The sequence below is a fragment of the Desulfobacter sp. genome (assembly GCF_050177295.1).
Genome location: NZ_JBFXHE010000128.1, coordinates 1 through 10,528 on the forward strand (window position 1 = coordinate 1; position 10,528 = coordinate 10,528).

13 protein-coding genes are annotated in these 10,528 nt (G+C 44.1%); 6 read left to right on the forward strand and 7 right to left on the reverse strand.

The window, feature by feature from the left end; genetic code table 11:
• From AB7U36_RS10815 to AB7U36_RS10845, 7 genes are all read right to left on the reverse strand, one after another.
• Positions 1 to 162, reverse strand: a complete 162-nt coding sequence (locus AB7U36_RS10815; protein ID WP_428159787.1) for an AlbA family DNA-binding domain-containing protein — start codon at positions 160 to 162, stop codon at positions 1 to 3.
• 26 nt (positions 163 to 188) lie between these two features.
• Complete coding sequence (locus AB7U36_RS10820) at positions 189 to 590, reverse strand: hypothetical protein (protein ID WP_428159788.1); 402 nt, start codon at positions 588 to 590, stop codon at positions 189 to 191.
• Between the two features lie 20 nt (positions 591 to 610).
• Positions 611 to 1,027, reverse strand: coding sequence for a hypothetical protein (locus AB7U36_RS10825; RefSeq protein ID WP_428159789.1), 417 nt, complete (start codon positions 1,025 to 1,027; stop codon positions 611 to 613).
• 52 nt (positions 1,028 to 1,079) lie between these two features.
• Entirely contained in the window at positions 1,080 to 2,171 is a 1,092-nt protein-coding gene (locus AB7U36_RS10830) for a sialidase family protein (RefSeq protein ID WP_428159790.1), read from the reverse strand.
• A gap of 11 nt (positions 2,172 to 2,182) precedes the next feature.
• A complete protein-coding gene (locus AB7U36_RS10835) occupies positions 2,183 to 4,054 on the reverse strand; it encodes an N-acetylneuraminate synthase family protein (RefSeq protein WP_428159791.1) in 1,872 nt (623 codons plus the stop codon).
• Positions 4,051 to 4,704 carry a winged helix-turn-helix transcriptional regulator gene (locus AB7U36_RS10840; protein ID WP_428159792.1) on the reverse strand — a complete coding sequence of 218 codons (654 nt, stop codon included), beginning with the start codon at positions 4,702 to 4,704 and terminating at the stop codon, positions 4,051 to 4,053. The genes AB7U36_RS10835 and AB7U36_RS10840 overlap by 4 nt, the downstream gene beginning before the upstream one ends.
• A 235-nt stretch (positions 4,705 to 4,939) precedes the next feature.
• Entirely contained in the window at positions 4,940 to 5,887 is a 948-nt protein-coding gene (locus AB7U36_RS10845) for a UDP-glucuronic acid decarboxylase family protein (RefSeq protein ID WP_428159793.1), read from the reverse strand.
• Between the two features lie 426 nt (positions 5,888 to 6,313).
• Here AB7U36_RS10845 and AB7U36_RS10850 point away from each other — a divergent pair, with 426 nt between their 5' ends.
• The 6 genes from AB7U36_RS10850 to AB7U36_RS10875 form a co-directional block, all read left to right on the forward strand.
• Positions 6,314 to 6,688, forward strand: a complete 375-nt coding sequence (locus tag AB7U36_RS10850; protein ID WP_428159794.1) for a hypothetical protein — start codon at positions 6,314 to 6,316, stop codon at positions 6,686 to 6,688.
• A gap of 17 nt (positions 6,689 to 6,705) precedes the next feature.
• Positions 6,706 to 7,407 carry an MBL fold metallo-hydrolase gene (locus tag AB7U36_RS10855; RefSeq protein ID WP_428159795.1) on the forward strand — a complete coding sequence of 234 codons (702 nt, stop codon included), beginning with the start codon at positions 6,706 to 6,708 and terminating at the stop codon, positions 7,405 to 7,407.
• Between the two features lie 65 nt (positions 7,408 to 7,472).
• Positions 7,473 to 8,294, forward strand: a complete 822-nt coding sequence (gene speD, locus AB7U36_RS10860; protein ID WP_428159796.1) for an adenosylmethionine decarboxylase — start codon at positions 7,473 to 7,475, stop codon at positions 8,292 to 8,294.
• 19 nt (positions 8,295 to 8,313) lie between these two features.
• A complete protein-coding gene (gene speE, locus AB7U36_RS10865) occupies positions 8,314 to 9,186 on the forward strand; it encodes a spermidine synthase (protein WP_428159797.1) in 873 nt (290 codons plus the stop codon).
• Positions 9,183 to 9,608: a GNAT family N-acetyltransferase gene (locus AB7U36_RS10870; protein ID WP_428159798.1), complete on the forward strand. Its 426-nt coding sequence runs from the start codon at positions 9,183 to 9,185 to the stop codon at positions 9,606 to 9,608. Before speE ends, AB7U36_RS10870 begins: the two co-directional genes overlap by 4 nt.
• A gap of 22 nt (positions 9,609 to 9,630) precedes the next feature.
• Positions 9,631 to 10,528: DUF2156 domain-containing protein (locus tag AB7U36_RS10875; protein WP_428159799.1), on the forward strand; the 898-nt coding region annotated here is incomplete at its 3' end.

Below are 10,528 nucleotides of genomic sequence, written 5' to 3' on the forward strand. Positions count from 1 at the left end.
TTATCCTCTATTCCCAACTCCAATAATCAGAGCACCGCCTTCTGCGTTTGAAAAAGCCACAAGTTCTTCAGACAGTTTTTTTGCATCAAAGCTGTTTTCTGTGAACTGCGTGAAGCTGTCTTCCCCATTATTGACTCGATCTGTAATGTTGAATATGGTCATTTTTTGTGGCCGCCACTTTTAGGGGCTTATTGTTCACCAAGAAGATGTAAAGGAATTTCAACAGGTTCTCTGTTTATTATTTTTTTGATAATATTGATATCAATATTCGTGAGTTTCGCAATTTCTTGATCCGCAAGATTGTTGTTTTTCATGTTTCTGATTAGATTCGCAAGCGCATTGTAACCTTCCTGTCTTCCTTCTTGCCTGCCTTCCTGTCTGCCTATATTTTTTATGTAATCTGCTAACATGACGGTCTCCTCATGTGCTGCAAGTTCTTTGAATAGTGCCGCTTGTTCGTCTGGTTTCATCTCGGCGTAACTATCTATAAAATAAATGTATTTCTCAAAAAGCGCAAGCGATGCCAGTTGGAAAAGTCCTAAATATGCCTGCCGGATTACTTCCGTTCGTTCTGAGGGCGTATAGTCCATTTTCGGGAGCAATATTTTGGTTACCGGATTATTGACTGAATAACAATCTTTGGCCTTGAATTCTGACAGCTTACAAAAAACATTTCAAAATGTAAAAATATTTTGTCGGCCAGTTTAGATTCCAACTTACGGGGTACATCTGTACGCCATTTTTTATGATCCGTGAATAAAACCGTTGGTACAACAGTCGTGTCAGGATATAGTTCCATGAGATCGACGGTATATCGTAACAATTTGTGAATGGAAAAGCGCTTTTTGTCTTCTTGAAACTCCACCAGCCAAAGTAAAAGAGAATGGTTTGCAAATTCGAATAAAATTGGCATGTCCAGGACAAGGTTAGCGTCGGAGAGGTGATGTTTTTTAGGCTCCTGGCGAATAAAGCTGATGTTTTTGATTTTTCCCCATTGTTCGATCGCCTTGGGAAAGAAGAATTCCAAAGACGCTTCAGGAAAATCAAGAAAAAGGTTCTTAAAATTGTGGTCATGGGATTCAGTCATTCGAATCCATTATCCATTCCAGATTGAATCTGGCAAGGCACATGGAACAGCATTCATCGCAAGATGATGGGAGACCTGTCATGGACAGGGTGGTTTTGTACATGAGAAGGATAGTTCCATCTGTTGCTATTGTCATTGCTGAATAGTCAAACCACTCTCCGAAATCCGTTACGGCTTTTGAATATTGCCAGGTTTCCCCGCCATCTGTGCTTAGACGGACCACACCGTGTTCCCGGTAGGACGTGTCACTGTCCGGATTGGCAAACAGGATAACATCTTGGCCGATCCGGTCGATCATTCCTGTTCTTTTGAGCAGCTCTTTTGGGTAACGGATCATGCTGGCATTGCACCCCTGGGAGAGTTCTTTTTGGACCGGGTCATCTTTGGTCTCGGAAAACGATGTGCCACTGTCACGGCTTAGTGCCGTTTTTCGCCTAAAGTCATCAAAATAGGCCCGGGCATTGAAATAGATATCACCATTGATCCTTTCTACAAGACAGGCTTCTCCAGTTCCCTGATGGAATGCATTTGCCCGGTAAAGGGTTTTTCCGTGGTCGTCACTGAAGATGGCGGTGCTGTAACATTTTTCCCTTCTATCGGAGATTGAGTGGTCATTATATCCATTTGAGGTGATTGTAACTCTGGCCGGCCATACCAGGCGTCCCTTATGTCTGCCAAATTGGAGCTGAATTCCGGGCCCGCTGCCATGGGTGCCACCCAATCCGCCAGTGGATTCTATGTTGTGCCCAGGCTGCCAGTCCGTCCAGGTATCTCCATTGTCTGCACTTTGAAGCCATCCGCCGCCGCACATGAGAAGAACGATGCCGGTTTCGTTGTCTGTCACTGCCGACCCCATATGCCACTTGGCGCCTTGTTTTCGGCGCAGTTCTATAAGCTGTCCCCATGTTTGACCGTTATCTTTGCTTTTTTTCATTACAATATGGCATTCGCCCACATCGTCGCACGGCGATTGCCACCGTTGCTCGCAAAAGGCCAGGATAGATCCGTCCGGTGCCGTCACAATAGAGGGAACATGGTAAAAGGCGTTCTCTTTTTGGGCAATAATGATAAATCGTTCAAACACGGAAATGTTGGTTACCTCATGTATTTGGAAATTAAGGAGATCGCTTTGAAAAATGCCCGGCCGTTGTTGAGGTGTCCTCTCCAGATTTCAGGGACCCATGATTCTGTGTAGTCTGAAAAAAGAGGCATGATCCGGTTGAGGTCAATGTCTCCTTCGCCGAACTGGACGCCTTCGCCGTCTACACCATAGGCATCGGCTAAATGAAGGTGTCGGATCAGCGGATAGACTTTTTGGATATAGGTTTTCAGATCTATCCCCTTGGCGTTGCAGTAAAGGGCTGCATGGGAAAGATCAAAAACCATATTAATGCCTGCTTCATTGCATACTGAAATGATTTCATCTGCGTCCATGAAAAAATTGCCCTTCCATTCTCCGCCGAAAAGCCAGGGATAGGGGGGGAGATTTTCCAAAAGCAGTTCAACGCCGGTGGTATCTATTTCAAATAAAGATTGCATTAACGCTTTTCGAAGAGGGGCTTTAGGCAGCTTCTCTTTCAGGCTGACAGCATCCGGATGGACCACAATTTTGGGGGTTCCCTGGAAAAAAGGGCTCATTTCATTGGCCAGGGCAATGGTTCTTTGGACAAGATCCACTGATTTGGATCTGATGGCATGATCTGAATGGCATAGGTTTATGATTCCGCCATCAATAAATTCCGGGGCATGAATGATTAACTCCTGCCGATGGGGATGTTCGGGGATAAAGGCTGTGGCAAAATCCTTTTCTGCCAGATGAATTTCGATGACTTCGGGGTTAAAAGAGATGATGTCATAAAAATCATTGAATCGTGCAATCAATCCCCATTTACTCTGGAAAGAATACACCGAGGGATGGGGAGGCTCACCATTACCATTAGTTTCCAGATCTTCTTCAAAGAAAAAAGAGTTTTTCTGGATGTCCCGGTGAATGGATTTACCGATCAAATCATCCTTTCTGGAGGTATGCAGGCCTTTGCCCGGTCCCATCACTTTAATGTGGGATTCATTGATGACAATTCCCTTGGGAAGATCTTCTGCTGCGGCAAGACTCTTTGCAAAAACTTCACGGTTGAGAACTTCACCGCGGAGAAGGAATCGCTTCCGGCTGCCCATGGCCTGATCTGCAATTTCAATATCTCTGACCAGTCGTTTGAAAGAGTAAGGGTCAAGGCTGACTTTATGATCGGTTCCTTCCATGGTTGGATCAAGGGTCAGATGCTTTTCAATGATGCAGGCCCCCATGGATGCGGCGACAAGGGGTATGATAATGCCGATATCATGCCCCGAATATCCCACAGGTTTATCAAATTGCTTTAGCCAGTTAATCATTTTAAGATTCACATCCCTGGGCCAGACCGGGTACGCACTGCGGCAATGGAGAATGGCATAATCTGCGGTCCGTTCATTCAGAAAGCGGACGGTTTGCTGAATCTCATGTCTGTAAGCCATTCCCGTGGAAATAATAATGGGAAGATCTTTGGATGCAATATATTCCAAAAGCGGATAATTTGTCAAATCTGCCGAGGCGACTTTAAATGCGGCAATACCTGCGTTGTAGATCAACCGGGCACTGGCTATATCAAATGGGGTGCAAATGAAATCAATAGGCTTATCCCCAGCATATCTTCTCAGTTCAAGGTAATCGTCTTTGGACAGTTCAAATTTTTTAAGAAGGGGAATGATATACTGAAAGCTTTGTTCATACTTTTCAGGGTGATTGAGCATATCTTCCGGATAAAGGCTTATAAGGTCTCTTTTTTGAAATTTAACAGCATGGGCACCTGCGTCAATTGCTGCATCCACCAATTCTTTTGCTAATTTGAGGCTTCCATTGTGATTGATTCCGGCTTCGGCCACAATGTAGGTTGGATGGTCTTGCCCAATTTTTCGGTTTCCGATGATCATGGCTTTATCATGGCTTTTTGGATGGTTGGGGGAGCCGTTGGATTCTTATTTGCTTTGCGGGATAGTTCCGGAAGAGGCGGCTGTTGAAGCTGTTGCAGCGCTGTCAGTGTTAATACCTTTATATTGTCGCCCATAATCGTTTCAATATTGTTATAAATTTCATCCTGGCGGGCAAAAGAGGTAATCAATACGGCGTCCGGATCAATCTGCGAAATGGTCTCTGGCGTCTGAATCAAGGTGCCGTTAAAGAGCCTGCCTTGTTTGGCTGGATCTCCATCTACAATGCCTATAACAACAAGCCTTGTATGAGGGATGGCGGACATAACGACTTCCGCCGTGTCCGATGCCCCGTAAAGAACTACGGTGCGAATTCCGCTGGTTTCATACCGTTTAAGCAACCGGATGATCTCTCTTTTCACGGAGGCATAAATTTGAACGGCTTCAGATGAAAAGGAGATAAAATCCTGAAATAATTTTTTTTGTCCTTTCTCTGTCAGATGATATTCTGTGGTACGATTTGTCTTTCCGGAGACAGTAATCAGTCCTGCCTGGCTCAGTTCTTTTATGTATATGTTTACCATTGAACTGCTCAGATGGCTTTTTGCTGCCAGAAGGTGTTGGCTGGAATGGGGCATCTCTTTGATGAGCATTAATAAAGAAAGCCTTCTATATTCCTTGCTTGGAGAAAAATAAGTTGTGGTGTAAGGGACAATCAAAAGATATAGCTCCGCTCTTTCAGTTACATGTCTATTCTGATGTAACTGTGCTTCAGATTCTGTAAAGGCTAAAATTAAATTCTTCCAAGTCGCTTTTTTATTCTGAATTAGATTATCGGTTGAAACCGTCCATACATTAAATGTTTTTTTAAAAAAATAAAATTAATGTTTAGATAAGGATTTCTTTAAAAAAATTTATGGTTTTATGTAGCCCTTCTTCAAGCTTGACCTTTGGCTCCCATTCCAGGTTTTTTTTGGCCATAGAAATATCCGGTCTGCGCTGGGTCGGGTCATCTGCAGGCAGTGGTTTAAATACGATTTCAGATGTGGTCTGGGTAAGCCTGATGATTGTTTCAGCCAATTCAAGCATACTGAATTCCACAGGGTTTCCTAAGTTAAAAGGACCGGTAACCGTATCTTTTGTTGCCATAAAAGCAATAACGGCATTGATCATATCATCCACATAGCAAAATGATCTTGTTTGGCTACCATCTCCATAGACGGTTATGGGCTCACCTTTGAGCGCCTGAACAATAAAGTTGGACACCACACGCCCGTCGTTAGGATGCATTCTGGGGCCGTAAGTATTGAAAATACGTGCTACTTTGATATTCAGGTGATGTTGCCGATGATAATCAAAAAACAGGGTCTCTGCACATCGTTTCCCTTCGTCATAGCAGGATCGGAGCCCGATTGGGTTGACATGCCCCCAATACGCTTCTGTTTGTGGGTGAACCTGAGGATCACCGTAAACCTCACTGGTGGACGCCTGCAGAATTTTGGCCTTTGTCCGCTTAGCCAAACCAAGCATGTTTATGGCTCCGTGAACACTTGTCTTTGTGGTTTGTACCGGATCATGCTGGTAATGAATCGGCGATGCAGGGCAGGCAAGATTATAAATCTCATCAACCTCAACATACAGCGGGAAAGTAATGTCATGCCTTAAAAGCTCGAAATTAGTTTTCCCTAAAAGGTGCGCTATGTTTTTTTTCTGGCCAGTGAAATAGTTGTCTAAGCATAGAATATCATCCCCATGTTCAACTAGCCGTTCGCATAAATGGGAACCTAAAAATCCGGCTCCTCCGGTAACCAAAATTCTTTTTTGTATGTGTTTCATTTGGCCGTCACCTTTTTTTGTTTCGAAGTTTAGGGAATATAGTAATGAGGTCCATTCTTTTTTTGGGGGGGGATAGCTCCGCCCTCTCGGTTCCATTTGCTTCTTGGGCGTTTCAATGCGAGATTTGGTTGAAATGGGTGATAAGTTAAATTAATCCATATCATTGCACTATACCATCGTCAAGAACTATCCATACATTAAATGGTTTTTGAAAAAATATAACGGGATTTCATACCCGATTCTGTTTTTTTGCCGGATCTAATTTTAGGATTGAAAAAAAATAAAACCTTCTTTATCAAGAAAGAATAGGGTGAAACTGTATTTAGGCGCAATCATGTTTGAGATAAACATTATGGCGCTTGGTTATTTGACAATCATAAAACCATTACTAAAATAGAAAGTTAATTAAAATCCGGGAGATTGAATATGGCAAAAAAAATGACCATTTTTGATGCCGTTGAGGCGTTTGAGTTGTATGACCTGTATGAAGACATTATTGATGCTTATGAAGCCGATTTTTATGCCCGGTCTGAAATGGAAACCGATCTTAGAGACCTGATTGAAGAGCATGATGACCTCTATGAATTTTCATCAGATGGGGATGACGATTATGCTGAAAGCTTTGAACGTAATCTGAAAGAAGCCATCAGTATCATTTTTGATGACCACGGGCTTGATGTTCAGTTTGATGATGCGTTCATGGATGGGGATGATATTGATGTGTATGATGATGACCCCCTGGAAGACGGTCCGGATCAGGATGAAGGTGCCTTTGGGGAAGATGAAGATGAAATATTTTAAAAAAAAGGATTGAGTGCTTGGATATTCAACAGTTTAGATACGGTGCAGACAATCTGGGGTATCTGGTTTATAGTAAAAAATTTTCTATTGCCATTGACCCTGGAGCCTCGGAGGATATGGTAAAATTTGCCAAAGCAAAAAATATTCCCATTGACATTGTCACCAATACCCATACCCATGCCGACCATACCCAGGGAAACAATGCACTTCTCAAAAAAACAAATGCGCGGTTTATTGACTGCACTTCGCTTTCACATGGCCAGATTCTTGACCTGAAAGACGGAACCGGGATAGAGGTGATGCTGACCCCCGGGCATACTATGGATTCGCTTTGTTTCAGGGGGGCAGGATTTGTTGTAACCGGTGATACACTGTTCAATGCCACGGTTGGCAATTGTTTTTCAGGGGATCTTGAATCCTTTTTAAACTCGCTAAAACTCTTGATGACCCTTCCGGGTGACACCCTGGTCTATGCCGGCCATGATTACGTTCTTGAGGCTGTCAAATATGCCGGAATCATTGAACCGGATAATCCGGATTTGAGCGGGTACGCGTCTTCCTATAATCCGGACCATGTTGTTTCCCGTCTGTCCGAGGAACTTAAGGTTAACCCCTATCTGCGTTTTGACACGTTGTCCATGATTGAACGCCTCAAAGAAAAAAATCTGCCCAAAGAAACCCAATTGCAAAGATTTTCCTCTGTTATGGAAGTATTCTGATCCCCTGTTTTAACAATTTAATTATTATTCGGAGTATTTTTTTAAGATTGCTTGATAAAAACAGAATGCCTGTGGCCTCTCATTCTGATCCGGGTTTTGCCCTGGGTCGGCATATTACCATAGAATATTACGATTGCGCATCCGATGTTCTGCTTGATAAGAACAGGCTCGAAAAAATTCTGCTTAAAGCGGCCCGGGAAAGCGGGGCCACAATTATCAGCAGCTCCTTTCATCAGTTTGAACCCCAGGGGGTATCTGGGGTAGTGATTATCGCTGAATCCCATTTTACGGTTCATGCCTGGCCCGAGCATGATTATGCAGCAGTAGATATTTTTACATGCGCAGATAATATTGATCTGGACATAGCCATTCATTCCATGGAAGCACAATTTTCATCCAAACGGGTGTTTATCTCTTCGGATCAAAACAGGGGGATACTGCAGCCCGGGTTTAAAAGTCGTATGGCAAACAGTAATGAAAAGGTGATGGATAGACGAACGCTTCCCATAGCATGGAAAAAAGTGTGTGAAAATACAAACTCCTGGGGATTGTCCACATCTGTTGATGTGTATGATTGCAGTTCTGATATGATAAAGGATCCGGGTGGTATAAAAAACTTTGTCTCCGGGCTGTGTGGGCTGCTTGGTATTGAAAAAAAGCAAAATTCATCTGCGGTTTATTATGATGAAAACGAAACAGCTGCAGGTTTTTCCATGACCAGGTCCATTGAAACATCCGGAATATCCGGGCATTTTGCCCATGCAACCCATACCGCATATCTGGATATTTTTTCCTGCAATAGTTATGAGCCCCGTGAGTTAGCAGAATTCTCCCTGTCATATTTTCGAGGCAGACATTACAAGATGCAAGTGGCTTTAAGACATTAATTTTGATCGAAATATGTAAATGAAAAATTCAGGCACGATACATAAAGGATGGTTTTCGGAAGTTTGTCCCATGTGGGAAGGCATTGCCATTTCACTGAAGGTGGATGAACTTCTTTACAGTAAAAAAAGCAGGTTCCAGCAGATTGACCTGTACCAGACCCGGTCCTACGGTCGGATGCTGGTACTGGACGGAATTATTCAGCTAACCGAACGGGATGAATTCAGTTACCAGGAGATGATGGCGCATCTGCCCCTGTTTTCCCACCCCCACCCTGAAAATGTGCTTGTCATCGGGGGAGGCGACGGCGGCGTTTTGCGTGAGATTAATCGTCACCATGATGTCTGCTGTATTGATTTCTGTGAAATTGATGAAGAGGTCATCAAGGTTTCAAAACAGTTTCTGCCAGCACTGGCCTGTGGGTTCGACGACCCAAGGGTCTGTGTTCATATCAAAGACGGGGCCGCCTTTGTCCGGGAACACCCCAATTGTTATGATGTTATTATTGTTGATTCCTCGGACCCGGTTGGACCTGGTGAAGCTTTGTTTGAAAATCAGTTTTACCAGGATTTAAAGCATGCGCTTAAACCCGGCGGCCTGATTGCCACCCAGGGCGAATCCTTTTTCCTTCACCCGGACTGGGTTGAAAAACTGACGGGCATTACCCGGTCTTTGTTTCCCATACATGCCTATGCAAATATTATTGTCCCCACATATACCGGCGGTCATATCGGTATGTGCATGGGATCTTTGGGGCCTGAACTTGTGGTGCCGGCACGTCCAGTGCCCCAAGTGCTTCAGTCTCAGCTTAAATATTATAGTTCAGAGATGCACAGTTCAGCCTTTGTGCTTCCCTATTTTGTAGAAAAAATGTTGGAAGGCGAGGGTAAATGAAAACAGAAGCGCTTAATGGGCTTGAGATAAAACTTGTGCGCACAGTACCTGTGGATGAGTTTCAGGCCTTATACCAGGATGCCGGGTGGTGGCAGGACGATTATAAAATATCAGATGCATTTTTGCTCCAGATTCCTGAAAAATCCGCATTGTTTGCAGGTGCTTTTTGGGAAAAAAAATTAATTGGAATGGGAAGGGCCCTTTCCGATCTGTGCAGTGATGCTTATATTCAGGATGTTGCCGTGCTGTCCGCCTATCAAAAGCTTGGCATCGGCACTTTAATTGTAAGTTTTCTGATCCAGGAACTTAAGAAAAGGGGGGTGGACTGGATTGGATTGATCGGTGAACCGGGAACTTTTTCATTTTATGAAAAACTCGGGTTCCGGCAGATGAAGGATCACATCCCCTTTAAACTTGAATAACAGCCATATAAAAGGAAAAACAATGATATGCCATAGCCGTCAATCGGATACCTGCAATACGCCGCCAATGGTCGGCAACAGTGCTGATGATCAGCAGACAGAACCAAGTATACTAAAGCCCGGGAAATTTGATCTGGAAACCCGACCCCTGATCCTTGATTTCCTGGGCCTTTATCCACCCTGCTCATGTGAGTATAGCTTTGTCAATCTTTTCTGCTGGCAGAATCTGTACCGCTATTCATGGTTTCTGTATAATGACAGTCTGGTTATTCACGACGATCGCTGCCAGGCCCTGTTCATGCCCGTGGGAGAGTACCTTGAACCGGAGGCGTTGTTTGCTCTATCAAAAAAGGCTGTTGCCGCAGGATTGTCCGGAAACATCGGACTGGTGCCTGAATCTTACGTGACTATCTGTGAGGACCTGGATCGATATTTCAGTATTACCTGTGACCGGGATGCGGCAGATTATGTTTACCTGACCGAAGAACTGGCCGGGTTAAAGGGCAATAAACTGCATAAGAAAAAAAATCTTATTTCCCAGTTTAAGCGTGAGTATCCGGATTATTCCCTAGTGCCCATGAATGAGGATAATTGCAAGGGAGTGATGCAGTTTGAAAGGCGTCTGCTTGCCGGCATGCCTTCCATACCCCGCTCTCTGGTTGAAGAGTCCGATGCCATGGCCATGGCCTTCTCCCATTGGAATGATTTGGGTTTACGCGGACTGATACTGCTGGTCAAGGATGAAATTGCGGCTTTTGCTGTTTTCAGCCCCCTGTCCCCTGATACCTGGGATGTTCATTTTGAAAAATCAGATGTGACTTTCAAGGGTGCCTCCCAGATGATCAACCATGAGACTGCCAAATTTCTGAAAGGAACAGGACGATATATCAACCGGGAACAGGATCTTGGAATACCGGGAT

What these genes read in the sequence shown, in the direction of transcription:
- AB7U36_RS10815 (WP_428159787.1), bottom strand. Translation starts at nt 162, where the DNA reads ATGACCATATTCAACATTACAGATCGAGTCAATAATGGGGAAGACAGC.
- AB7U36_RS10820 (WP_428159788.1), bottom strand. Translation starts at nt 590, where the DNA reads ATGGACTATACGCCCTCAGAACGAACGGAAGTAATCCGGCAGGCATAT.
- AB7U36_RS10835 (WP_428159791.1), bottom strand. Translation starts at nt 4,054, where the DNA reads ATGATCATCGGAAACCGAAAAATTGGGCAAGACCATCCAACCTACATT.
- AB7U36_RS10840 (WP_428159792.1), bottom strand. Translation starts at nt 4,704, where the DNA reads ATGCTCATCAAAGAGATGCCCCATTCCAGCCAACACCTTCTGGCAGCA.
- AB7U36_RS10845 (WP_428159793.1), bottom strand. Translation starts at nt 5,887, where the DNA reads ATGAAACACATACAAAAAAGAATTTTGGTTACCGGAGGAGCCGGATTT.
- AB7U36_RS10850 (WP_428159794.1), top strand. Translation starts at nt 6,314, where the DNA reads ATGGCAAAAAAAATGACCATTTTTGATGCCGTTGAGGCGTTTGAGTTG.
- speD (WP_428159796.1), top strand. Translation starts at nt 7,473, where the DNA reads ATGCCTGTGGCCTCTCATTCTGATCCGGGTTTTGCCCTGGGTCGGCAT.
- speE (WP_428159797.1), top strand. Translation starts at nt 8,314, where the DNA reads ATGAAAAATTCAGGCACGATACATAAAGGATGGTTTTCGGAAGTTTGT.
- AB7U36_RS10870 (WP_428159798.1), top strand. Translation starts at nt 9,183, where the DNA reads ATGAAAACAGAAGCGCTTAATGGGCTTGAGATAAAACTTGTGCGCACA.